The sequence below is a fragment of the Streptomyces sp. NPDC059875 genome (genome assembly GCF_042731085.1).
Lineage (GTDB): Bacteria > Actinomycetota > Actinomycetes > Streptomycetales > Streptomycetaceae > Streptomyces.
In genome coordinates, this window is the sequence record NZ_JBHWJZ010000003.1 from 380,918 (window position 1) to 403,413 (window position 22,496).

General features: G+C 70.2%; 24 protein-coding genes. 5 read left to right on the plus strand and 19 right to left on the minus strand.

Annotated elements, in window-relative coordinates; translation table 11 throughout:
* The 4 genes from ACFV9D_RS05750 to ACFV9D_RS05765 all read right to left on the minus strand — a co-directional run bounded on the left by ACFV9D_RS05750 (position 1) and on the right by ACFV9D_RS05765 (position 2,730).
* Positions 1-858, minus strand: a complete 858-nt coding sequence (locus ACFV9D_RS05750) for a relaxase/mobilization nuclease (RefSeq protein ID WP_385141401.1) — start codon at positions 856-858, stop codon at positions 1-3.
* Positions 855-1,640, minus strand: a complete 786-nt coding sequence (locus ACFV9D_RS05755) for a hypothetical protein (RefSeq protein WP_385141404.1) — start codon at positions 1,638-1,640, stop codon at positions 855-857. The genes ACFV9D_RS05750 and ACFV9D_RS05755 overlap by 4 nt, the downstream gene beginning before the upstream one ends.
* Entirely contained in the window at positions 1,637-2,074 is a 438-nt protein-coding gene (locus ACFV9D_RS05760; RefSeq protein WP_385141406.1) for a hypothetical protein, read from the minus strand. The genes ACFV9D_RS05755 and ACFV9D_RS05760 overlap by 4 nt, the downstream gene beginning before the upstream one ends.
* A gap of 101 nt (positions 2,075-2,175) precedes the next feature.
* Positions 2,176-2,730, minus strand: a complete 555-nt coding sequence (locus ACFV9D_RS05765) for a hypothetical protein (RefSeq protein ID WP_385141409.1) — start codon at positions 2,728-2,730, stop codon at positions 2,176-2,178.
* Between the two features lie 101 nt (positions 2,731-2,831).
* Between ACFV9D_RS05765 and ACFV9D_RS05770 the strand changes: the two genes are divergently transcribed.
* The 5 genes from ACFV9D_RS05770 (at position 2,832) to ACFV9D_RS05790 (ending at position 8,657) form a co-directional block, all read left to right on the plus strand.
* Positions 2,832-3,938, plus strand: a complete 1,107-nt coding sequence (locus tag ACFV9D_RS05770) for a tyrosine-type recombinase/integrase (RefSeq protein WP_385141411.1) — start codon at positions 2,832-2,834, stop codon at positions 3,936-3,938.
* A gap of 9 nt (positions 3,939-3,947) precedes the next feature.
* On the plus strand, positions 3,948-4,292 hold the full coding sequence (locus ACFV9D_RS05775; RefSeq protein ID WP_184930782.1) for a helix-turn-helix transcriptional regulator: 345 nt from the start codon (positions 3,948-3,950) through the stop codon (positions 4,290-4,292).
* A 9-nt stretch (positions 4,293-4,301) separates the two neighbouring features.
* Positions 4,302-6,809 carry a hypothetical protein gene (locus ACFV9D_RS05780; RefSeq protein ID WP_385141415.1) on the plus strand — a complete coding sequence of 836 codons (2,508 nt, stop codon included), beginning with the start codon at positions 4,302-4,304 and terminating at the stop codon, positions 6,807-6,809.
* A gap of 69 nt (positions 6,810-6,878) precedes the next feature.
* Positions 6,879-7,400 (plus strand): hypothetical protein, encoded by a 522-nt coding sequence (locus ACFV9D_RS05785; RefSeq protein ID WP_184930780.1) that lies wholly within the window; start codon positions 6,879-6,881, stop codon positions 7,398-7,400.
* A gap of 333 nt (positions 7,401-7,733) precedes the next feature.
* Positions 7,734-8,657, plus strand: coding sequence for a hypothetical protein (locus ACFV9D_RS05790; RefSeq protein ID WP_385141418.1), 924 nt, complete (start codon positions 7,734-7,736; stop codon positions 8,655-8,657).
* Positions 8,658-8,740: 83 nt separating this feature from the next.
* Here the strand turns inward: ACFV9D_RS05790 and ACFV9D_RS05795 are convergent, their stop codons facing one another.
* From ACFV9D_RS05795 to ACFV9D_RS05865, 15 genes are all read right to left on the minus strand, one after another.
* Positions 8,741-9,949, minus strand: coding sequence for an MFS transporter (locus ACFV9D_RS05795; protein WP_385141421.1), 1,209 nt, complete (start codon positions 9,947-9,949; stop codon positions 8,741-8,743).
* 33 nt (positions 9,950-9,982) lie between these two features.
* The gene (locus ACFV9D_RS05800) at positions 9,983-11,086 is read right to left on the minus strand and encodes a hypothetical protein (protein ID WP_385141424.1); all 1,104 of its coding nucleotides are present in this window, start codon (positions 11,084-11,086) and stop codon (positions 9,983-9,985) included.
* An 87-nt stretch (positions 11,087-11,173) separates the two neighbouring features.
* Positions 11,174-11,518, minus strand: coding sequence for a hypothetical protein (locus tag ACFV9D_RS05805; RefSeq protein WP_385141426.1), 345 nt, complete (start codon positions 11,516-11,518; stop codon positions 11,174-11,176).
* Positions 11,515-11,973 carry a hypothetical protein gene (locus tag ACFV9D_RS05810; RefSeq protein WP_385141551.1) on the minus strand — a complete coding sequence of 153 codons (459 nt, stop codon included), beginning with the start codon at positions 11,971-11,973 and terminating at the stop codon, positions 11,515-11,517. Before ACFV9D_RS05810 ends, ACFV9D_RS05805 begins: the two co-directional genes overlap by 4 nt.
* 718 nt (positions 11,974-12,691) lie before the next feature.
* Positions 12,692-13,348: a hypothetical protein gene (locus tag ACFV9D_RS05815; RefSeq protein WP_385141428.1), complete on the minus strand. Its 657-nt coding sequence runs from the start codon at positions 13,346-13,348 to the stop codon at positions 12,692-12,694.
* Between the two features lie 79 nt (positions 13,349-13,427).
* On the minus strand, positions 13,428-14,138 hold the full coding sequence (locus ACFV9D_RS05820; RefSeq protein ID WP_385141430.1) for a hypothetical protein: 711 nt from the start codon (positions 14,136-14,138) through the stop codon (positions 13,428-13,430).
* 237 nt (positions 14,139-14,375) lie between these two features.
* Positions 14,376-15,122, minus strand: a complete 747-nt coding sequence (locus ACFV9D_RS05825; protein WP_385141554.1) for a glycosyltransferase family 2 protein — start codon at positions 15,120-15,122, stop codon at positions 14,376-14,378.
* 66 nt (positions 15,123-15,188) lie between these two features.
* Positions 15,189-15,737 (minus strand): hypothetical protein, encoded by a 549-nt coding sequence (locus tag ACFV9D_RS05830; protein WP_385141433.1) that lies wholly within the window; start codon positions 15,735-15,737, stop codon positions 15,189-15,191.
* Positions 15,738-15,745: 8 nt separating this feature from the next.
* Positions 15,746-16,528, minus strand: a complete 783-nt coding sequence (locus ACFV9D_RS05835; protein ID WP_385141436.1) for a hypothetical protein — start codon at positions 16,526-16,528, stop codon at positions 15,746-15,748.
* Positions 16,529-16,859: 331 nt separating this feature from the next.
* Complete coding sequence (locus tag ACFV9D_RS05840; RefSeq protein WP_385141438.1) at positions 16,860-17,639, minus strand: hypothetical protein; 780 nt, start codon at positions 17,637-17,639, stop codon at positions 16,860-16,862.
* A 32-nt stretch (positions 17,640-17,671) separates the two neighbouring features.
* A complete protein-coding gene (locus ACFV9D_RS05845) occupies positions 17,672-18,172 on the minus strand; it encodes a hypothetical protein (protein WP_385141441.1) in 501 nt (166 codons plus the stop codon).
* Positions 18,173-18,389: 217 nt separating this feature from the next.
* The gene (locus ACFV9D_RS05850; protein WP_385141444.1) at positions 18,390-18,938 is read right to left on the minus strand and encodes a hypothetical protein; all 549 of its coding nucleotides are present in this window, start codon (positions 18,936-18,938) and stop codon (positions 18,390-18,392) included.
* A gap of 42 nt (positions 18,939-18,980) precedes the next feature.
* Positions 18,981-20,495: a VirB4 family type IV secretion system protein gene (locus ACFV9D_RS05855; protein ID WP_385141447.1), complete on the minus strand. Its 1,515-nt coding sequence runs from the start codon at positions 20,493-20,495 to the stop codon at positions 18,981-18,983.
* A gap of 28 nt (positions 20,496-20,523) precedes the next feature.
* On the minus strand, positions 20,524-20,973 hold the full coding sequence (locus tag ACFV9D_RS05860; protein ID WP_385141449.1) for a DUF6238 family protein: 450 nt from the start codon (positions 20,971-20,973) through the stop codon (positions 20,524-20,526).
* A 50-nt stretch (positions 20,974-21,023) separates the two neighbouring features.
* Positions 21,024-22,496, minus strand: coding sequence for an SCO6880 family protein (locus ACFV9D_RS05865; protein WP_385141452.1), 1,473 nt, complete (start codon positions 22,494-22,496; stop codon positions 21,024-21,026).

Below are 22,496 nucleotides of genomic sequence, written 5' to 3' on the forward strand. Positions count from 1 at the left end.
CTACGGTGATCGACGTGCGGGGGCTTGGACGGCGGGCCGCGCCGGGGCGGCCGCCCGCGGGCGGGGCGCGGTGACCAGAGCGGTGGCCGTGGTGCCGAGGTCCTCCTGGATGCCGTGGAGGCGTCGGGCGATCAGCTCCAGCCGCTGCGCGAGATCGGGTCCGGCGGCACCCGGTTGCCGGGCGATGCGGTGGGCGGTGTGCTCGACGAGCCAGCGCACGGTGGCCAGCGGACCGGACTGCTCGTCGGCGAGCTGGGCGAGAACCGTCGCGAGTTGGGTCGACGCGGTCGGCACGGCCCGGACTATGTCTCGGTGGTCGGCCGTGACGGGTACGGGGATCAGGCGCAGGTCCTGCTCGATGCGCCGGGCTTCCACCTGCAGCCGTCGCAGTAGGTCGGCGGGCTGCTTCTGCCAGGTGCCGTCGAGCCGGATGAGGTTGGCGATCAGGTCGAGGCGGCCGGGTTTGCCCTGGACGGCGATCCAGTGGCAGCCGTTCTTATCGCCCGGTGTCTCGATGCCGGAGGCGCGGGCGAGGCGGTGGGCGGCCTCGGCCCATTCCGCACCGGACAGGTCACGGTCGTCGGGGTGGAGCCGGGCGTCGAGGTGGAAGATCGCCCGCCGATCGTCCTGGGGGCTAGCGGCGAACGGATGCTCCAGCAGGGGATCTTCGAGGTGTTCGGCCCATTGGGTGGCCGTCCACGTGGCCTGCTCGTCGTCCAGGGTGTAGGAGTCCAGGCCCGGCCAGTAGGCCACGACGGCGTGCTCGGGCAGTCCGCTCTCGATGGGCACCGAATGTCCCAGCGCCTCGCTGAGCGGGTCGTGCGGGACGTGTGCGCGCTCGTTGACGCGGGGGATCACGTGGGCGTGCCTCCGAAGGCGCGGGTGAGCTGGTGCTGGTGGATGTCGCGAGCGGCAGCGATCAGGGAGCGCTCGCGGACCAGATCGGCGTGCACCGCCATGTCACCCGGGGGCAGAAGGTCCAGCGCCCGGGCGATGGCCACGAGCCCTTCGTCGTATCGGCCCAGGCGACGCAGTGCGCTGGCCACGCGGAAGAGCACGATCGGATCGCTGCCGGAATCGAAGGGGGGTCGGCTGCTGAGGGCGAGGAGCCGCTCCGCGCCCTGGTCAAGGTCCTGGCCGAGCCACAGGCCGTGCAGCAGCAGGTGCTGGGTCCTGGCGTGCTCCCCGGCGTCGTCGAGGACTTCGTCCATGAGGTCCAAGCCCTCGGGGCGGGACTGGCCCAGCATCGCGAAGGCGTACAGGGCCCGGCTGTAGCAGTCCAGCCCCGCCCGCGCGGCCGGAGGCAGCTGCTCGACGACGGACTGGAGCGTGGGACAGCGGAAGTCGTACCGCAGGCCGCTCAAGTACAGATGCCGGTACGTGCGGGCGGCGTGTGGGTCGAGGTGGGCGGCGGTGACGTGGTCCGGGCTCAGCAGGCTGAGGACGCTGTATCCGGCGGCGCGGGCCGCCCAGGCGGCGTCCGCGCAGACCTCGGCCGATTCCCGCCAGTCGGCGTCCAATTCGCGCAGGTCGTCGGCCAGACGCGCAGGCCACGACGGATCCGCCGGATTCGAGACGGCGCGGGCCCGGGCGCGCAGGAGCGCGAGAGCGCGGCCGGGACGGCGGACAGGAAGACTCACCGGCCACCCCGGGCATCGCCGACGTGCACGAGCTGGCCCAGGGCCGTGGTGGTGTACCAGCCACAGTCGACCAGCGCGTCCTGTCCGGGGTACTTCGGCAGCAGGTGGTCCTCCATGGCTCGCAGGTAGATCAGGCAGTCCGGGCAGCGCCGCGAGAGGTGCACGAGGTAGCGAGGGTGGGCGGTGATGTACGTCTGGGCTCCGCCCGTTGCGTCGCGCAGGCGCCAACCGTCCTCGTCGGTCGGGGTATGCCAGGACGGGGCGACGACACGCATGGCATCGCCCCACAGCTCCCCGCCGGCGGCGCCCTTGAGGACGACGACCTGGTCGCCGGCCTGGAAGTGGGCGTGCGTGATGTCCCGGGCGGGGGTGAGCGGGTCGGGCGTCGGCGCGAAGGCCGGGGTAGGCGCGGGCGTACGGGACGGCGGGATCATCAAGGTCCTTCCACACGGAACGGAGTGGCGGTGGGAGGATCAATAGTCCGGAGGATCGCCGGTTTGGCTAACCGGCGATCGTCGGCTATGTTCCGGCCGCGTCAGCGGAACGGGTTCTCCGTCCCGCGGTCCGCCTCGCCGGCTGCGTCGAGGAGTTCGAGCAGGTCAGAGCCTTCCGCGTCCCTCTGATCGATCCACCACCCGGCCCGGGTGACGGCTCGTGCCTTCTCCTCCAGTTCCGCCCAGTCCGCCTCGTCCCAGGTGCCCTCGACGACGAGAGCGGTGTGCGCCGCTGCCATCAGCTGGTGGCGGGAGCGCGTGGCCCAGTCCAGGGCCCGCTCCGGTCCCTCCAGCGGCGGCATGTCGAACTTCTCGGCCCACTCGGCGGCGGCCTGCTGCTCCTCGGCACGCTTCGCGGCGAGCCACTCCTCCTTGGACTCCGTGTCGGCGTCGCGCGCCGCCTTCCAGCAGTCGGTGCAGTCCCTGGCCGCAAGCCAGCGGGCGAAGCCGGCTCGGCGGTCGGCAGGGCGGCCGGACAGGTCATGGACGACCTCGTCACCGCACGCGTGCTTGACGGTCCACTTCGTACGTGACCCCGGGGAATTGCGTTGGATGCGTGATCTGGAGTTGGTTGAGCTGGTGTTCTGCGGCTTCATGCCGAGTACCTCTCTTCGAAGTTGAGGCCAGTGGCCTGGGGTGTTGCGCGCTCGAGTGCATCTGATGCATGATTCGCGCGGCTAATGGAGGAGGTGAACGGATGCCCGGAGCGGAACTGCGGGAGGCTTCAGCCCCGCTCGTGCTGCTCCAGGGCGTGTCTCTGCTGCATCCCGAGGACGCGGTCTTCGAGGCGATGCTCGAAGGCTGGGGGCGGCAGCAGCGCGGCGGGCGCCGACTGCAGCCGGACACGATCAGCGACCGGCAGAGCGCGGTGCGGCGCTTCGCCGCGTACAGCAACGCCTATCCGTGGCAGTGGTCGGCGTCCGATCTGGACGAGTGGATGACCTACCTGATCGCCGAGTTGAAGCGGGCGGAGTCGACGATCCGCGGGTACCAGGGCGCGATCCGGATGTTCTGCGACTACGTCGCCTCGCCGCACTACCAGTGGCCGGCCGAGTGCGAGACTCGCTTCGGGGCCCACCCGGTGCAGATCTGCCACGAGTGGAACACCGTCGCGCACCTGGTCGACTACGAAGGCGGCGCCCAGCGGCGGCCGATGACGCGGCAGGAGATCCAGATCTTCCTCGACCACGCGGACGAGCAGGTCGGCCGGGCCATCCGGCTGGGGCGCAAGGGAGCGCTCGCGGCCTACCGGGACGCCACCGTGTTCAAGTTGATGTACGGCTGGGGTACGCGGTGCACCGAGACCTCCCGGCTGGACGTCACCGACTTCTACCGCAACCCCAAGGCGCCGGAGCTGGGCAACTTCGGTTCGCTGCACGTGCGTTACGGCAAGCGGACCAAGGGGTCGCCGCCGCGTCGGCGCACGACGCTCAGCGTGATGCCCTGGGCGGTGGAAGCGGTCGAGGATTACGTGATCAACGCCCGGCCCCGCTACGCGGCGGCCCCCGAACAGTCGGCGCTGTGGCTGACGGAGCGAGGCGGGCACCTTCAGGCCCGCGAGATCGAGGATCGTTTCGCGGCTTACCGTGACGCGTTGGGTCTGGACAAGGCCCTGGTCCCGCACTGCCTTCGGCACAGCCACGTGACCCACCAGATCGAGGACGGCGCGGACCCGGCCTTCGTCCAGCGGCAGGTCGGCCACCGCTACGCCTCCACGACCGCGCTCTATACCGGTGTGAGCGGGGACTTCATGAACACGATGATGCGCAAGGTCTTGGACCGCGCTCTCCAGGGCGGACAGTAGGGAGACGACGTGACGCCGAAGCTGGACTACCGCTGGCACCTGCGGGAGGTGATGGCCACCCGCGGCATGTTCTCCACCACCGACCTGCGCCCCCTGTTGGCCGAACGCGGCATCGACCTGTCGCCCAGCCAGACCTACCGCTTGGTGGTGGAACGGCCCGAGCGGCTGAGCCTGAAGACCCTCATGGCGTTGCTCGACATCCTGGGCTGCACCATGGACGAGCTCATCGAGCCCGTCGCGGCGGCCGGTTCGCGGCGCCGTCACAGCGCCGCAGCCGGCGGCGGACTGGCGCCCGGGAAGGACACCGGGCTCGGCGACTTGCGGCCCAAGAGGGCCCGGATCGTGCCCGAGTAGGCGCCGATCATGCCCGACCCTGAGCTGCCGCGCTCCGCTACGGAGCCCGAGGCCGTGATCAGCGAGATCGTCCGGGCGGCCGACCCCGCGTGCGAGCGGATCGACGTCGTCGCCGTGCTCCAGACAGTCTTCCGCCAGCGACCCCAGCTGCGGACGCTCGCCGAGGTCCTCCAGGCCAGGGGAGACCTGCTGACGTCCGGTCGTCCCGACGGACCACGCGCGATCGAACGGCTCGTCCGGGCGCTGCGCGAGGCCGGCGCCGAACAACTGGTGCTGCCCCGCTGCGGCGACTGCGGGCGCGAGCGTCCGCTGACCGGTCTCGGAGACGGTGCACGCATCTGCGGCGCCTGCAGCAACCGCCGCGTTGCGCGCGCCAACCCCTGTGTGATCTGCGGAAGCACCACCCTCGCCGGACGCGACCGCGCCGGGCGGCCCCGCTGCCGGGCCCATCCGCCCTGGGGCGCCACAGACCCGGCCGAGGAACTGGCCAAGCTGATCGCAGCGCGCCCCTTCGGCGTCTCGCCCGCGACCGCACAGCAGGCCATCCGCTCGATCGAACCCACCCGCCCTGGCCAGCTCCGGCTGCTGTGGGCGCTGGAAGGCACCCCCGACCTGCTGACCGGACGCGGCGCTGAAGGCCCGCCCAAGATCTCCGCCCTGGCCCAGGCACTGATCGACCGCGGCGCCCGCGGCGTAGTCGTCCCCTTGTGTCCGTTCTGCCAGCGCACCACCGACCTCAAACAGCGTCGTGACGGACTGCGCTGCTGCGGGCCGTGCTGGAGCGACACCAAGATCGCCACCTGCGCGGCCTGTGGTCGCGCGCGACCGATCGGCGGCCGCAGGTTCGACGGCCAGCCCCTGTGCGGCACCTGCCGCCAGCACGACCCCTTCAACCACAGACCGTGCAGCGTCTGCGGCGAGATGCGCCTGAGGAATTCGCGCACCGACGACGGCGGAATCTGCGCCGCCTGCCGAGAGATCCCCACCGCCCTCTGCGCGACCTGCGGTGAACGCGGACCCTGCTACTTCGCCGCCACCGACGCCCCCAAGTGCCTGCCCTGCAGCGCCAAGGAACGTGCGGAGGCCGTGTGCGCCGCCTGCGGCAAGCACCGGCGCGTCAACAACCGCACCGCCACCGGCGAGCCGCTGTGCAGCAACTGCGGCAACAAGCCCAAACCCTGCGCCGGCTGCGGCGGGATCTTCCGCACCAGCGGCCGGACCCCCGAAGGCGAGCCCCTGTGCCAGACCTGCTGGGCCAAGCATCCCGCCGCCCACCGTCCCTGCACCCAGTGCGGGTCCGCCGAACGGCTCCACCGGCACGGACGGTGCGCTGCCTGCGCACGTGCCGCTGACCTGCGCCAACTGCTCAGCCCGCCAGGCGGCCTCATGCGCACGGAACTGGAACCCGTCTTCCAGGCCCTGCTGAAGCCGCCGCCCCGCACCGTCTTGCACTGGATCCACAAGGTCCCCGCCCGCAGAGCCGTCCTCCAGACCCTGGCGACCGAGCGTGGGCCGCTCACCCACGAGGTCCTCGACCGCTTCGCCACCGCGCCGACTATCGAATATCTGCGGGCCGCGCTGGTCGCCGCAGGAGCCCTGCCCGACCGGGACGAGCAACTCGCCCGACTGGAACGCTGGTTGGCCAAGACCATCGCCCGCGTCTCGTCCGCCGAGGAGCGCAGGATCCTGCGCAACTACACGAACTGGCAGCCTCTGCGCAGACTCCGCCGCCTGCCCGCCGGACAGCTGGTCACCCACGGCCGGGCCGAGACAGTCCGGATCGAGATCCGCAACGTGGCCCGCCTGCTGGAATGGCTCCACGACGGCGGCACCACCCTGGCCACCTGCACCCAGGACCAGATGGACGCCTGGCTCAGCGACGGCCCCACCACCCGCGCCACGGTCCGCGGATTCTTGCTCTGGACCAGCAGGCGCGGCCACAGCCGACCACTGACCGCACCGGTCATCAGCACCTACTTCGCCGCGCGCACCATCGGCAAGGATCAACGCTGGGCCCTGGTCCGCCACCTCGTCCACGACGAGCAACTTCAGGTCGCCGACCGGGCCGCCGGCCTGCTCCTGCTGCTGTTCGCCCAGCCCGTTGGCCGCATCAGCCGCCTCACCACCGAGCACATCGTCGAGCGCGGCGAGACACTCGCTCTGAACCTCGGGCGCGTCCCCGCCGAGATCCCCGCGCCCCTGGACGACCTGATCCGCCAGCTCGTCGAACGACGGAACGGCCGCGCGGCCACAGTCCCGCTCGAGGAACCCAAGTGGCTGTTCCAGAGCATTTACCCCGGACAGCCGATCGACCCGCACACCCTCGGCCGACGCCTGAAGGCGATCGGCGTCCCGCCGCAGCTCGCACGCCACGCGTCGCTGATGGACATCGCCTCGGAACTGCCCGCCGTCGTCATCAGCCGACTGCTCGGCTTCCACCAGTCCACTGGAGACAACTGGACCCGCGAAAGCCAGGGCTTCGGCGCCGACTACGCCGCAGAAGTCAGCCGCCGGTGAGCTGCCAGCAAGCACTTGCCGGGAATACCCGGTACTTCCAGAGCGCGTGTCCGTGGAACGCTGTCCCTCATGAGCGAGCCGACTCCCTACGACGACGACCGAGCCGCCTACTCCCGACAGGGACTGGCCCGGCTCGTCCTCTCCGACCATGCGCGAGACGTGGCGGACAGCGCCGCTGGGCTCGTGGGCACCCGCCACGATGCCGAGACCGGACTCGCCGGTCGCGCCAGTCAGGCCCGACAGCTGGTTGAACTGGCCGAACAAGCCCTGCTTTCGGCTGTCGTCTATGAAGTCGAACGCGGCGCCTCCTGGGGCCAGATCGCGACCTACCTGGGGATCAGCGCGGACGAGGCGGAAGAGCGATACTCGCCTGGTCTCCAGGCGTGGAAGGGCGCCTTCGAGAAGCCGTATCGACTGGACGAGACGGGGCGCAAGCGCATTCCGCAACTGCCCACTGCGGCATACGACCCCAGCTGGGCGTGCGCCCAGCTCGACCAGTGGGCCCTTCTCCAGCGCATCGGAATCAACGACCAGCAAGCCGTCAGTGCCGGTCTCGTCATGGCCGGCGCGACAGACGAGCCACTCCCGTAGGCGGAGAGAGGTCCAGCGCTCGCGCCCACCATCCTCGGTCCCGAGAGGGCGGAATGAGTCTCGGGTCTCACCATCGACACCGAGGCTGAGCCACCGTCCCATGGTGATCATGACTGTTGGCCCATGGCATTCCGCAGCCTGCGATAGCCGGGCTTACCGGTATCCTGCGGCCCGGTTCTCCTGCCCGAACACGGTCCGGACGGCGAGAACGGCTGCCGTTGCGACCTCGACCTGCTCGGCGCTGGGGCAGAAGCGGACATATCGCCGGTGGCACTATTGAGTGCCACCGAAATTCCGACAATGTGTCCGCTCCAGCCGCCTAGTGTCCTGGCCATGGACTCTGAACAGCTCAAGCTCTCTTCGCGCAAATGGATGATCGCGGCCTTCACCGCGCTCGCCGAAGGCCCGTCGTCTCATGACCTGGCGGTCCACCACGCCGGGATCGCTGCCGAGCATCTCCTCAAGTCATACCTGGCCAGCCTCCACCCGGCTCTCGTAGTGGAGGGCAAGGACTTCAACTCCTTGCTGCACGCGACGGGTCACGGGGCACACGCTTCGGTTCCCGCGGAGCAGGTCAAGACCATCGGCTTGGCCGAAGCCCATGTCCGAGCGCAGAAGATCTTGCGAAAAAGGATGCCGGTCGATCAGCGGGCGCTTGGACCGCTAGCCAATGCTCGTAACGGCGTCGCACACAGTGGCATGTACGACCGGTCAGAGGTCAATGCCGTCTTCACCACGTGTCTCCGGCTGATCGACCCCTTGCTCGTCGAGCTCAAGATCGACACTTCCTACTGGGGCCGTTACGAGTCCCTGCACGACCGGCTTCTCGAAGAGAACGTGGAAGCTGTCCGTGTCCGGCTGGAGAGCAAACTTGCTCGGGCCAAGGATGTCTTCTCTGAACGTTACGGCCACTTGCCCCAGAAGGAACGCGAGCTCGTCCTCGGCACGATTGCACGAGTCTCTCCTCCCGGCTACATCGAACACGACGAGCCCGCCACCTGCCCGGCATGCGACTCGCAGGGCTGGCTTAGTGGTGACACGCACGTGGACGAGGATGAGTGGGCGGTCATGTTCACCCCGTTCGTCTTCACCTGCCCAGCCTGCGATCTGCGTGTCGAGCACGAGGAACTTGAAGAGCTGGGGGGGCTTGCGGAGGAGGTCAAGCTGGATGAGCCACCAACCGACTTCTACGCGGACTGGGAGCCAAGTGAAGTCCGTGGATCTTCATGGGATGGAGGACCATTCCACAACTTCTGATAGCCGGACTTACCAACAACAGCCATAAATGAATCTCCTTGAAGACGTGAAAAGACGGGAGTTGGAGTGCCTGCTCAGGCGTGTTAGCGGCGGTGCCGGCCGCGGCGGGCCAGGAGCAGGACGGCGAGGGTGAAGGCGGCTCCGGCGGGGGGGAGCGCGGCGCTGGCGAGGGCGTGGTCGGCGAGGCGTCCGGCAATCGCGGTGCCGGTGGCCTGTCCGACGCCGATCGAAAGGATCAGCCACGCGTACGCCTCGCTGGTGCGGCCCGTGGGCGTGAGAGCGTCGGTGGCCTGGTAGGCGCAGGCGACGACGACGGTGAGGAACGCGCCGGGCAGGAAGATCGCCGTAGTCGCCGCGTACGGGCCCGGCAGGGCGAGCAGCGGCAGCCATCCGGCCAGGAACGCGACTGTGCCGATGAGGAGTTGGCGCGCGGTGGAACCGGGCCAGGTGCGGCGCCCGTAGACGAGGCCGCCGAGGAAGCTGCCGGTCGAGAACGCGGCGGGCAGCAGCCCGGAGAGCATGTCCCGGCCGTGCTGCTCGGCCATGGCGACCGCCCAGACGTTCAGGGCGCCGATCGCGAAGCCGATGCCGGTGAGGGAGAGGAACAGTGCGACCAGTTCGGGATTGGCTAGCTGCCGCGTTGGTCCGTCGCCCGTGGTTGCCGGGGCGGGTCGCCAGCGGCGGGAAGGCGGCGCGGTCGCGACGACGAGAGTGCCGGCGAGGCCGAGGGCGGCGGTGACGGCGAGCGCGAGGGTGGGGCTGTGCGCGGAGGCGAGGGCGGCGACGAGCAGAGGGCCGACGATGTACAGCAGGCCCTGGGTGCCGGTGTCGAGAGCGAGGGCGGCGTGACGGAGCCGAGGGTCGGGGAGCACTCTCGGCCACAAGGCCCGCAGCCCGGCCTCCAACGGCACCGAGGTCAGCCCGGCGCCGACGACGATCGTCGTGGCGAGCGTCGGTCCTCCGTACGGTCCTGCGACCGGCAGGGTGAGCAGGAGTGCGGAGTTGAGCAGGGCGGCTGGAACATGTACGGAGGGTTGGCCGTAGTGGTCCATGAGGCGTCCCTTGACCGGCTGGGACAGGGCGGACGCGAGCCCGTACAGGGCGGAGAGCAGGCCGCCGAAGGCGATGCTGCCGCCGGCCGCGAGGGTCCACAGGACGATGGCGACAGGTGCCATGGCGTTGGGGAGGCGGCCGGTGAGGGTGCCGCCGAGGAGGCGGGCGACGTGCGGGCTGCCCAGCACCGCGCCGTAGGTGATGCGCGGTGCCGGGTCCGTCGAAGCGGTCAGGGACAACGGGTGCTTTCTGTCAGGGAACGGGCGGGGCCGCTACGGGCGGCGTACGGGGGCCGTGGTGCGGGGCGGCGGAGCTGGGGGTGTGGTGTCCAGAGCGGGGCGCGGCCGGATCTGCGGCGGCTTCGGGGCGCGGTGCGGTGGCAGGACGGCGACGGTGGCTTCGAGGTCCTCGGCCGCGGAACGGACTTCGCGGGTGAGGAAGTCGAGCTGGCGGCCGAGGGTGTCGAGCCGGGCGGCGATCTGCCGGCCCTGCACGGTCTCCAGGGCGCTCGCGAACACACCGGCCGTGTGCAGGAGTTCCTGCAGGCGGACCATCGGCCCGGCGTCATAGCCCTGTTGCGTCGCGCTGAGCAGGGCCTCGGAGACGTCCCCGGCGGCGCGGCCCTCGACGACGTCCCGGAGCAGCTCCTGCAGGGGCCGCTCGGGCGCGGGCTCCGGGCGGTTGAACCGTGAGACGTCCGGCCGCAGCACGCCGGGCGGGACGGCTCGCGGCAGCGCTTGCCCGGCGGCGTACTCGTGGTCGTAGTGCCCGATCACTTCCCAGCCCGGCCCGTCCGGGTCACCGGCCAGGGCGACCACGGTCGTCGAGGTGTCGTCCTCGACCAGATAGGCGAGCGTGATGCGCCGGCCGTCGGCCGCGTACCACGACTCGATCAACTCCAGCTCGCCTCGTCGCTGGGCGACCTGCGCCCTTTCCGTCCACATCCGCCGTTCCTCGCCGGTCAGCTCGGGCTTCGGCTGGTGGTGCTGGTCGGCGAGGTTTGCGGCGATGGAGCCGTAATCCGCCCAGACGGCGAGATGCGGCCACACCGTGCTGTGCTGCTCGCGCTCGGCGGCAGAGCCGGGGGCGGCGGGACGGCTGAGGACGCGGACGACCTCGGCGTGGGAGGTGGCGAGGGAGTCGAGCAGGTCGCGCCAGGCGGTGGTGTGCCGGGCGGGCGGCAGCTCGTCGAGAGCGCGGCGGGCCGCGTCCAGCAGCTCGTCGCCGTGCGGGGCGAGATACGTCGCGTAGGTCTCGACGGCTGCTTGGTTCCGGCGAGCGCGGGCTGCTGCTGCGGCCTCGTGGTGGACGGTCCGCCCGTAGCGGTCGCGGACGGTGTCGAGCGTGGTCTGGGTCTCGCGGTCGATGACCGCCATCCGCAACCGGAAGCCACGCGCCTGGGCGACGAGGACTGCGACGGCGGTCGTACGGGTGTCGGGGATCTGTTCCTCCTGATGGGCGGGTCAGCGGCCCGTCCGGCGACCGGGAGGTGCCTGCGCGGTCATGGCCGGCGGGCGTGCCGGCCCGGCGGGGACGATCGCTCCAGCGGTGTCGCGATGCAGTTCGGGCGCAAGGTGCACGGGGTAGCGGGCGGCGGTGAGCATCTCGGCCGCCCAGGTCGCGCGTTCGTTCTCCCAGCCGACTCCCGTGTCGAACGGGAGCCGGATCCAGTGGCCGCTCAGGGACGGTTCGAACAGGAACCCGGCGCGTCGCAGGACGTCCCCGGCAAACGAGTCGATGGAGCCGTCGACTTCGACCTCGCCGCCCCTTCCGCGAGTAATGCTGATCTGCCCGGTGTCGGGGGTCATCGAGACCGCCCTGTGGCGGAAGCGGTCAGGTGGACGGTGGGTGCGTAGGTGGGCTTCGGCGGGATCGACCGCGCTGCTGGTGGGGAGGTGGTCGGTGCCGGGCTGCGTTGCAGTGACCGGCAGGCGGCGGCCTGGGCGATTCGGCTACGGCGTTCCATCAGCCCGTTGGGTCGGGCCGGGCGCGGCGGGCTGGCCGAGGCCGCCGGGTCCAGGGCGACGTCGGCGTGCACGGTGTACCCGTGGCGGCGCAGGTCGTGGACGGCCTGCCGGGTGCGGCGCGGGCCGTCGCGCTCGGGCTCGGTCAGTCGGTACAGCCCTGGCTGGTCGGGGACGGGCTCGAACTGCTCCCGCACGAGGAACCAGTGGGCGAGGTGCGCTGGAAGAGAGGAGTTGAAGGCGGCGACGAAGCCGTGCTGCTCGTGGGTGCCGAAGGCGAAATGGGTACCAGGATCCAAAGAGGAGGTCTCCTTACGGTGGCGGTGCCGCAGGTCAGCGGCGAGGTGCGGCCAGCCCGGCGGGAGAGCGCGGGCTGGCACTGAGACGGCCCGGGCGGGGCGCTGGGGCGGGAGCGCCGCTCGAACCTGACGCAGGAGGGCTTCGCCGTGGGCGAGCCACGTGTCGACGACGGGCCACGTCCGCGCGATGCGGTCTGGACGGGTGCGCGGAGTGCCACAGGCCAGCTCCTCGCGCACGCTCTCGGCGTCGCGGAGAGTGTTGGCCAGCCGCGCGAGAGCATCAGCGTCCTCGGGCCATGGGGTGGCGGAGGGCCGGCACCGGTCGAGGAGCGCGGGAGCGTGGTCCAGGACCGTGTGGAACTCGAGCCAGGCGTTGTCCAGGAGCTGCTCGACGGCGGCGATAGCGAGCGGGGTGGCGTCGCTGTAGTGGCTGGGCAAAGGCCGGATGATGTCGCGCGTGGCGTCGCCGATGAAGGGCCGGCGGCTGGTGGAGAGGTCGCTCCCGTCCCGCTCGGAGCAGCGGATCAGGCCGGCCACCGTGGCGCGCGCGGGAGGCATGAGTAGGCGAGGACGATCGGCGCGTCATCCACGGGCGAGGTTCTCGTGTAGCAGTCCGCGACTGCCAACCACGCGGCGGTTTGGCGGACTCCAGACTCCGGGCTCGGTGAGCACCGACAGGGCCCCCCTGGGCGAGGCTCAGCCGTTCCGATTACGCGAGCTATCTCGGCTTGCCTTTGACCTCAGTGATGAGTTGCTTCAGGCGCTCGATTGCGTGCTCTGACATTCCGCGGGCAAGCACAGCACCGAGGATGGCGTCCTGATCGAGGTGTCCTTCGCTCCGAAGCTCACGGAGCACACGTTGAGCCTGGTCTCGACCGAAGCCAGTGGTGTAGGCGTTGTTGCCATACGAGTGCAGGTGTGCAATGCCCTCAACTAGGCGCCGATTCAATGGCGCCACAACGGCATTCGGGTCGGTTAGATCTGTTGCTCGCGTTTCGCGAGCCCAGCCGCTGAGAGCGAAGTCAGGAGCCTCGACGACGGCCAGAGAGGAACCACGAGCCGATGAAATTGCCTGAACCATCATTTTGAGGTTAGGGAAATAGGCCAGGACTGGCACGCCCCGGAACTCGCTCCTGTTCCCTGCCCGTGGGGTCGTCTGTCGATGGCGTCGGGTGAAGTCGGTTAGTGCTGGTACGAACGTCTCGATACCGAAACTGCTGGTTAGAAGCACACCGGACACGCATTGTCTGGCACACTGCACCTCTACCCAGTCGACGGCCAGGGCAGAGGCTTCCTCCAAGCTGCGACCCTCGGCGAAGGGAACCCACGCTGCACGATCTAGAGTTCCTGTTCTCAGTTGATCTGCGTCAGTCATGGTCTCCCTCATGCAATCCCGGTCGACCGTCTTGGGGCCCCGAAACTCGTGTGCGTGCGGTAGCTGGCCGAAGGGTCGTTCACGAATGCTCCCCTGCATCAAGTGCTGTGGGATCTAGGAAGTAGCGCATCCCCCGGCGCTGACCCTCTGTGCGCAGACCATTGCCAACGAGCGGTCGAACGACAAGGCGAGCTAGGTCAGTGCTCACGCCCAGCGCAGTCGCGATGTCCCCGATCCTCAGCCCGGCATCATGGTGCGCCACCTGCGACAAGACCTGGTGTCTCAGCTCAATCAGTTGATTCTCGGCGTCGTGTGTCTTCGACACCGGCAGTTCTTGAGCGAGCAAGATGCTGAGCTTGTCCTCTAGTTCCGTATAGGAGGCATATTGGATCCGATCAATGCCGCGCAGATCTGAAGGGACGTCGTCGATCGATGTGCGGGCAGGGTCGATGGCAATGTATGCGCGTTCACTAAGCCCGAGAGCAAGCCCGAGTTCAAGCGTGACATTCGGATTCCAGCCGCTGATGTCGTAGATGCCGAACTGGCTTTCGACAATGTAACGCTGGATCTTCTCGAGGATGTGGAGGGTTGTGATCTTCTCGTCGGCGAAGATGAACCTGATGTCGAATGCCTTCGCGAGGGATCGATATACCTTGCGGTAATCTGCCTGTGGGTAGAGGCGGTAGGAGTAGGCAACGAAGACCTGTCTCGGCACTTTCTTGGGCAGTTCGGCGGCCCGGAAGCCCGACAGTGCACCGAGTGGGCCATCGCTCTCACCAGTAGTCGCCACTGGGTCACAATAAGCCATCTGACGAGGCTGCAGCCGGAGCTGGCACTCAGTGTGTCTGCACTGGGTTGGACCTGAGGCGCCGTGGAACCGTACGTCTTCGAAGGGCTGTGCCCGCGTTCCGTACCACAATGGCCTGGTCCCGAACGAAGCAAAGCCGCAGCCCGTTCCGATCGACCTCAAGATTCCACAGACTCGCGTTAGTGACTGTTGCCGATGCTTGTGGCCGCGCGGAATTGCTCACGAACCCGCGGATCCTGGACCTCGCGCGTGGAGTGCAGAGCGCAGGCTGAGGCCGTAGCTGTGCGCGTGCTCGCGGGCCGCTGCTTCCAACTGGTCGTACGACGTCTGCTGCGTCATCTGCCCCGGGTGCTTGCGGTACCGGTACACCGGCAGGCTCAGCAGGATCCCCGGGGCCAGAGTCGTAATGCCGACCGCGGCCATGTAGTCCTCGCCCTGGACGAGGCCGCCCATCGGGGCTGCGCGTACGAGGTCGGTGCGGGCGAGGATCGTGGTCGGTCCGATCGGGATCGTGTCCTGCGGCCGTGCCCAGTAGTTCATGACGTCGCCGCCCTCGTGACGGCCGGGGGGCGTCGGGCAGCGCCACAGATGGGTCGAGCCGTCAGGGTGCAGGTCCTCACTCCAGCCGGCGCACCAGCCCACCTCGGTCGACTCGAGGACGCTCAGCCGTACTGCCATCGCATCGTCGGTGAACTCGTCGTCATCATCGGCCCAGTTCACGTAGGGGGTGCGGACGTGGGTGAGGCCGAGATTCCGGGCGCAGGCGGCGCCGACCGGGCGGGGAAGCGCGAGGGTGCGGATGCGCGGGTCGGCCGCGAGAGGGGCGGGCATACGGTTCGGGTCGGCGCCGTCGAGGGCGATCACTGCCTCCCAGGGCACGGACTGCCGGGTGAGGCTGGCGTGCATGGCGGTCAGGTAGTCGAGACGGTCCTCGCGCAGGCGGGTGGCGATGACGACCGTAATCAGTGGTGTGGGCAGGGAGAACTCCAGAGAGCGGGGTCGGACGAGTCGCGGGCGGGCGAGTTTCGGGAATTACCTGCCGGGCGTTGGGCTGGCGGGTGGGGCGGGCGGCGGTGCCGGGGGGAGCCCGGACGATGCCCGGGACTGACCCGGCGACGGGAAGTTCGAGGGAGGCGCGGAGTCGTACACGGCGCGCAGGGTGGTCAGATCGGCCTCGTCGGCAATGGCCGCCACGGACAGGCTGCGGCTGGCCGCTTCCATCAGTAGCTTGGGCGGCGAGCCCTTCGCCGCGCCGCGGTGCTGGCCGCGCCACTGGGCCGCGGCGAAGAGGTAGTCGCTCACGGCACGCAGGACGGGTTCGGCGGCGTCAAGAAGACGCTGGGTGACGGCGCTGACCTCGGCATGGGTCTCTGCGGCGGCGAGCGCGGTCAGATACGGAGCGAGGTCAGGGCTCGGCAGGGGCTCGGCCGGCAGCGGGTGGTCGGCCAGGAACGGCTGGGCGTCCCGCCTCGCCCACCGGAGCAGATCACCGCGGGTGGCGATGCCGTAGCAGGCGGCGGCGATCTGGTCGGCGTCGCGGCCCACGTTGTCGTACCACTCGAAGTCGGGGTGCTGGTGCACGGGTCCTTCTAGACGGAGGTGCTCTGGCCGGCGGCCTCGGCATCCGTGCGGCGGCAGCCGTAGCCGAGGAGGCTGGACGCCTCGGGCACGGTCGGGACTGCGGCGATGTCCGAGCAGGTGAACGTGTACGTGAAGGCGGGGCTCGGGGTGGTGCCGAGCCAGGCGCGGTCCTCCTTCTCCGGAATGATCCGCAGGCCCGGGGCGGCGACGGCGTCGTGCTGGGTGTGCGTGTGGGAGAAGACGACGAGCATGCCCGTGGTGGTCTTCAGCGCGTAGGCGTCGGTGAACTGCGGGTCGGCGGCAGTGAAGCGTGTGGTGCCGCGCGGGCCGAACTTCCGGGTGGTCTCGTCGTGGACCTTGATCTGCCGCTGGGAGGCTGCGGTCGGGGTGAAGACCTTCTTCCCGGCCAGCTCGCCTCCGGTGGCGAAGTTGTCGGTCACGGCTGAGCGGAGCACGCCGACCGGTGCGGCCAGAGACTTCGAGGAGGCGTCGACCGCGGTGGCGTACCCGTCCTTGTCGAGCACGATCTGCGGGAGCTGCTTGGGATCGTTGATGTCGACGGTGGCCACCATCTCCCACTGCTTCGACTTCGTGTTCTCGGCCAGGATCAGGACGCGGGCGTACTGCTGCTGGCTGCCGCCCCGGGTGACGGCGGCGAACCACCGCTGCTGTCCCTTCTGCAGGCGGGGGATGTACATGTCAGTCGCCGACAGGTCGTACGACCACGGCCGGTACGGCTCGCGGTCCGCCTGCGGCAGGGCCTCGTCCTGCTTGAGGTCGGCCAGCGACATCGCGTACCGGGGGCCGCCCTCGACGGTGTCGAGGAGCGCGCGGTCCTGCTTGATGCGCGCGAGGTTGTTGGTCGTCGAGTAGTGGGCGATGGCCTCGCGTGCCTGCGCCGGGGTGAGTCCGGGGGCTGGCGTCGGCGCAGCGGTGGCGCTGGGTGCCTTCTTGGCCGAGTCGTTGCTGTCGTCGTTGGTGCAGGCGGTCGCGGCCAGGGCGACGCAGAGGGCTGCGGTGATCAGGGGCAGGGTGCGGCGGGCAGTGCGGATGGGTGCTCCTCGTGCTGTGGAAAGGGGGAAGGGCCGGCGGGGGTGGTCTGGGCTCCGGTTCGGCGTCGGTCTACCGGTGGCGCGCGGCGTCAGCGGTGCTGGTCGGCGCGGGAACGGGCAGGCGCGGCGGCGTGGTGGTTGGTGTGGTGGTGTGGCGGAGGTTCACGCCGATGCCCTTCTGGGCGAGGTGGCGTACCAGGGCCCGCAGGCGGAGAGCGCGGCCGTCGTCGCCGTGTGCGGCGGGCAGCAGGAACGCGGCCTGGTGCGGGTGGTACTGGAACCCGAGGGCGTACAGCGTCCTACGGGCGTCCTCGGGGACGCTCTTGTACGGAGTGCCGAGTGCGCCGTCCTCGTACCAGGTCAGGGTTACGACGTCGGCCACCTGCGGTGGTCCGGGGCGGTGCGGTGGTTCGGGCTGGACGGCCGCGTTGTGCAGCACGGTGTCCAGGGCGTGCTGGTAGCGGGGCAGCAGGCGAAGGGTGACCTGGGCGGCTGCACGTGCCGACTGGTCGGGGACGGCGATGCCGTTGGGTTCCTTGACGCCGACGAGGTGGTGCGGCTTGATGCCGGGCCCAGCGGGCTCGAGCGGCGCCACGACGAACTGGTGCCGGTACAAGGGCCGGTCGGTGACGTAGAGCTGTCGTCCGTCTTGATGGTGAAGGACTGCGTGGCGGCCGAGGACGTACTGACTGACGATGTAGTCGACGTGGCCGACGTCCCAGAGACTCTCGGCGGTAACGAACTGCTCGTCGTAGGAATCGTGTTGGACGTACTCGCTGATCCACTGGCCGGGCAGCCGGTCGGCCATGGCGTTGGCGAAGGCGGAGAGATCCGTGCGGGGTGTGAGCATGTGCTCCCAGGGCGATGAGGAGCGGGTCCGTTTCAGCGGCGGGAGCGCGGAGGGCTGGAGGCCGCCGAAGGACCCAAGGGTGAGGGGCGTGCTGCGGCTGGCCGGACGGCCTGTTCTTCGCCTGGGCCTACCGCGGGCGGGGCGTAGTGGGCCCGAAGGTTTTCCTGGTCGGCGTGGGTGACCTGCGTCGGGGCCGACCGGACACCGTGGGCAGCGTCGCGCAGGAGGCGCACTGCCTGTGGCGTGTGACGGTGCTCGTGGCTGGCCCAGAGGGCTACGGCGACGAAGTGGCCGGCGATGTGGTCGAGCAGGGGAGTGGTGGCGTCGACGAGCCGACGGGTGACGGCGCTGACCTCGGCGGGCGTGTGCGCCTCGGCGAGTGCGGTGAGGTAGGGAGTCAGGTCGGGGAGCGGCAACGGCTCGTCCGAGAGCGGGTGCGCGGCCAGGAAGGGCTCGGCGTCCCGGCGGGCGTGGCGGTGGAGGGTGGCGGGGGAAGCGCCGCCGTCGTGCTGTTCGGGATCGGGGTGCGACACGGAGGCTCCGTTTTGGTTGGCTCGTGGCGAGTGGCTGCCATCGGTTCGCGCAAGCCTGTACTGCCGTGTGTTCGCCACGGGCGACGGTGTGCTGGCAGAGCTGGAACATGCAGGTCGACAGGGGTCGCACAGCGGAAGGGAATCGGGTGCTTCGTCGAGAATCCTGAAACCTTGGCGGCATTCCTGACGTACGCGCGAGATTGGAGAACTCGATGCTTCAGCGCACGACGCGGCCTTGTCGGGCACCTATGGGTGTCAGAGGCGCAGCGCTGGTCTTCGACCGGGCGGCGCGGATCCGGGAGAGCTCGACTGCGTTGGTGCGCAACTGCTGTGCGGCAGTGCGCAACAGAGAGGCGATACGGTCGAGGTCCTCCTGGAGGGGCTGACGGAAGTCGAGCGGAACGGGGATCCTTGCCCCGGTTCCTGGCTGCAGAACATGTCCGTGAATAAATCCGAGCCGCTCGACGACGTGGCCGAGGTGGCTGAGCGCGGTTCCAAGGGGTACCGCACATTGGGCGAGTGCGGCGGTACCGAAGCGTTCGGCGGGACCGTGGGTCAAGCGGTGGAGGATCTCGTGCCGGTAGCTGGTCGCCAGTTCCTCGCTGATCTCTATCAGTACGCAGCCGGCGTCGCTGACCATCGTCCGGATGGCCGGGCTGATGTCGTCACCGCGCTGAAGCTGCTCGGCAGTCGGAACGTCCGCGGTCATTCGGTCGAGCGTGCGGGCCAGCTGGAGGAAGTAGTCGGGGTTTGCGATGTCAGGCATCAGGCGTGGTGGTCTTTCAGTCGGACGGAACCCACAGGGTTTTCAGTGCATGCGGGCGTCGGTGTCGAACAGCGACAACTCGTGTGAATGGAGAAGGTGTTGAACGATGAATGATCGTCCGGCGACCTTCCACAGGCCGCGTCCGCGGTTGAGGTGGGCGATGGCGTCCATCTCGACGGAGGTCAGGCCGAGCAGGGAGGCGGCGGCGTGGAGCTGGTCGGTTTCCTGCCGGTAGATGATGCGGGTGGAGCAGTCGGCGAGGAGGCCCTCGGCGAGGGCGCGGCCCTGTGATCCGGCGTCGCCGGCGGTGAGCAGGTCGGACAGGCGGTGGATCACCATGAGGTTGGCGATGCCGAGTCCGCGGCTCAGCTTCCACTGGGCCTGCATGCGCTGGAGCAGGCCGACGTGGCGCATCAGGCGCCAGGCTTCGTCGTAGACGATCCATCGCCTGCCGCCGCCCGGGTCGGTGAGTGCGGACTCCATCCAGGCGGACGCGCAGGTCATGGCGAGGACGAGGGCGGTGTCGTCGCCGGAGCCGCCGAGCCGGGACAGGTCGATGGTGAGCATCGGGGAGCCGGGGTCGAACGCCACGGTGGAGGGCGCGTCGAACATGCCGGCCAGGTCGCCGTGGACGAGGCGGCGCATGGCGTGGGCGAGGTCGCGGGCCGCGTCCCCGAGCCGTCCGGACATCATCCCGGCGGCGGAGTCGAGCTGGTCGGGGTTGTTGAGGGCGGCGGCGACGTCGCCGAGGAGCGGCGTGCGGCCGGTGGCGGTGGTGCGGGTGACGACTGAGTCGAGGGCGACGTCGAGGGCGGTGTGTTCCATCGGCAGCAGGTCCCGGCCCAGGACGGTCCGGGCCAGCGAGCCGAGCAGCAGCAGGCGGCGCTTGCGGATCTCCCCGGCCCAGTCGGCCTCGGAGACGCTCTCCGGTCGCGGCGCTGCATCCAGGGGGTTGAGGCGGCCGGGCAGTCCGGGGCCGAGGGCGACCGACGTGCCGCCCAGCGCGTGCGCGACCGGCGTCCACTCGCCCTTGGGATCACAGGGGACGTAGATGCGGTAGCCGAAGGCGACCGAGCGGAGCGCGAAGGACTTCGCGAGGGCGCTCTTGCCCTGGCCGATGACTCCCGCCAACAGGATGTTGGGGTTGGTGAAGCCTTCGACCTTGCCGTACAGCGCGAACGGGTCGAACACGAACGACGCTTCGGCGTGCACGTCGCGGCCGACGTAGATGCCTTCTGCTCCCAGTCCGCCTTCGGCGAGGAACGGGTACGCGCCGGCGGCGATTGCGGTGGTCATGCGGTGGGCGGGGAGCTTGAGCCGGTTCCCGCGGGCGGAGGCAGGCCCGTGGCGTCCGCTCGGCGGGTACAGGGGCGCGGGCATCTCGTGCTCGGCCGGCGCGGTGCCCGCCGGGTGGGCGGCCGCTTCGGCGCGGGCCTTGGCGGTGGCCTCGGCGAGCTGGCGGCGGGCGGCTTTGCGGCTGGCGCGGTCGGTGCCGTGCGGGGTGAACAGTGGACTCGCGGAGGCGCGGCGGGCTCTGCGGGCGGGCCGGTGGCTCATTGGGGGCCCTCGATTCGGCGGGTGGTGCTCATCGCGCGCACGCGGTGGTGTGCGGGCGGTTGAGGTCTGCGGGGGTGGTCTTGCGGCGGATGATGTGGCTCGCGGCGAGGTGGCGCTGGCAGATCGTGAGGACGGGCGGTCCCTCTGGGAGCAGCTCGGGGTGGCACTCGGTCGAGTCCGCGGAGGCGGCCGGCAGGAGGTGAAAGGCGGCGTGGACCTCGGCCGTGGCCTGCCACAGCCGGGTGTGCGCGGCGGCGAGATGCTGGCCTGCGCCGGGATACGGAGGACGTACGGTCTCGGCGAGCTGGTCGAGGAGCCGGTGCAGCGAGGTCAGGTGTGCGTGGAGCACGTCGAGGTGGACGCGGTCCACCGGATCCGGCGGTGCCGGCCGTGCGAGGGCACGGGCGTGGTGGCGGACGCCTGCGGTGGCGGCGCGGAGGTAGGGGTGCGCGTCGTCGGGACGCGGAGGGGAGGTCAAAGGGGTGGGGGTCCTTCCTGCCGCCGTATCGGTGTGGAAGGGCGGCGGGGTCAGAGAGTGGTGCGGGCCAGCGGGAGCGCGGAGACGGCGAAGGCGTCGGGCTGCTGGTAGTTGAGGCGTCGCAGGTCGACGCCGGCGGTGACGGCGGCGGTCTCGATCTGCGCGCAGGCGGCGTCGAGGAGGGCGTCGGTGTCGGCGGTGACGGTGACCAGGCCGGTCAGCGCGACGTCGGCGTGCCCGGCGATGAGCTGCCGCTCGCGCTGCTTGACGTCGGCGTACTCGACGGAGTCCTCCTCGCTATCGACCTGGCCGCGACGGGCACGCTCGCTCGCATCGGCGATGATCGCTGCCTTCTTCCGCTGGACGTCGCGCAGCGCGGACTCGAGTCCCTGGGGCACGTAGATGAGGGAGAGGGTGCGGCGGACGCCGGCGGTGAACATCAACCCGTGCAGGAACCCGGCGCCCATGTCGGTACGCGGCCAGTTCTCCACCCAGTACGTCGCGTGCCGGGCGGTGTCGGTGGCGAGGCGGTCGTACTCCTCGACCTGGACGACGGGCCCTGCGGCTGCTGGGTCGGCCTCCGCGTGCCCGGTCTCGGACCACTGCTGCAGGGCCGAGAGGGCCTTGGGGTCGTAGGCGGTGCGGATGACGGCGGCGATCTCCTGGGCGCTCAGCCAGCCTGTGATCATCAGACCTGCGTTCCGCGCGGCCTGGGCGACGCTGGCCGTGGTCTGCTCCATGACGGTGAACGCGCCGGGCAGACCGCCACCCGCCTGCGATATCAGGCGCTTCGCGGCCTTGAGGTCGAGGGAGATCGCGACGTAGGTCTCGTGCGGGGCGGCGGCGGGGCCGGCGGCGGCGACGAGTTCGGAGTAGATCTGCCCGGCGACCGGGGTGTCGGGCCGGCCGTGCTGGGCCCAGTGCCGGGCGAGGGTGTCGCCGGAGTCGGGGACGGTGCGCTCCAGGACCTGCACGGTGGCGACGTGCCCGGTGCGGGCGATGCCGGCGAGCGCACGCCCCCAGCCGGCCACGTTGTGGTTCTGCGTGGCGGGGTCGAGCAGGACGAAGGCCCGGGAGGAGACGCGGGCGATGGCGGTCAGGGTCTGCTGGTGCGGGTCGTGGACGGCGGCGGCGCCGTTGGCGGAGTCGCCGGGGGTGACGACCTTGAGGGAGGCGGCGCTGCCGGGCAGGTGCAGGACGCCGTCCTGCCGGGGGCGGGTGACGGGCCGGGCGAGCCAGAGCGTCTGCCCGGTGCGGCGGCGCCTGGCGTAGCGGGCGACGATCGGCGACCAGTCGATCAGGGAGCGGCCGTGCCGTCGGATCGCGACGAGGGCGGCGACCGCCGCCCACAGCGGGGCAAGGGCGATGGCGCCGAGCAGCCCCGTGGTGACCACGGTCACCAGCAGAAGAGCCAAGGCGCAGGACACGAGGACGAGTTGGGGAAGGGAGAGTCCCAGGAGGATGCCGCGGCGGGAGCGGTGGGGGAACTTCACCGTGACCGGGGCGACGGAAAGATCAGACAA

Excerpts from the sequence above, each read along its gene's own strand:
- ACFV9D_RS05770 (WP_385141411.1), top strand. The coding sequence starts at position 2,832 with ATGCCCGGAGCGGAACTGCGGGAGGCTTCAGCCCCGCTCGTGCTGCTC.
- ACFV9D_RS05760 (WP_385141406.1), bottom strand. The coding sequence starts at position 2,074 with ATGATCCCGCCGTCCCGTACGCCCGCGCCTACCCCGGCCTTCGCGCCG.
- ACFV9D_RS05815 (WP_385141428.1), bottom strand. The coding sequence starts at position 13,348 with ATGACTGACGCAGATCAACTGAGAACAGGAACTCTAGATCGTGCAGCG.
- ACFV9D_RS05780 (WP_385141415.1), top strand. The coding sequence starts at position 4,302 with ATGCCCGACCCTGAGCTGCCGCGCTCCGCTACGGAGCCCGAGGCCGTG.
- ACFV9D_RS05840 (WP_385141438.1), bottom strand. The coding sequence starts at position 17,639 with ATGCTCACACCCCGCACGGATCTCTCCGCCTTCGCCAACGCCATGGCC.
- ACFV9D_RS05805 (WP_385141426.1), bottom strand. The coding sequence starts at position 11,518 with ATGACCCCCGACACCGGGCAGATCAGCATTACTCGCGGAAGGGGCGGC.
- ACFV9D_RS05800 (WP_385141424.1), bottom strand. The coding sequence starts at position 11,086 with ATGGCGGTCATCGACCGCGAGACCCAGACCACGCTCGACACCGTCCGC.
- ACFV9D_RS05855 (WP_385141447.1), bottom strand. The coding sequence starts at position 20,495 with ATGAGCCACCGGCCCGCCCGCAGAGCCCGCCGCGCCTCCGCGAGTCCA.
- ACFV9D_RS05765 (WP_385141409.1), bottom strand. The coding sequence starts at position 2,730 with ATGAAGCCGCAGAACACCAGCTCAACCAACTCCAGATCACGCATCCAA.
- ACFV9D_RS05850 (WP_385141444.1), bottom strand. The coding sequence starts at position 18,938 with ATGCCTGACATCGCAAACCCCGACTACTTCCTCCAGCTGGCCCGCACG.
- ACFV9D_RS05835 (WP_385141436.1), bottom strand. The coding sequence starts at position 16,528 with ATGTCGCTGGCCGACCTCAAGCAGGACGAGGCCCTGCCGCAGGCGGAC.
- ACFV9D_RS05790 (WP_385141418.1), top strand. The coding sequence starts at position 7,734 with ATGGACTCTGAACAGCTCAAGCTCTCTTCGCGCAAATGGATGATCGCG.
- ACFV9D_RS05785 (WP_184930780.1), top strand. The coding sequence starts at position 6,879 with ATGAGCGAGCCGACTCCCTACGACGACGACCGAGCCGCCTACTCCCGA.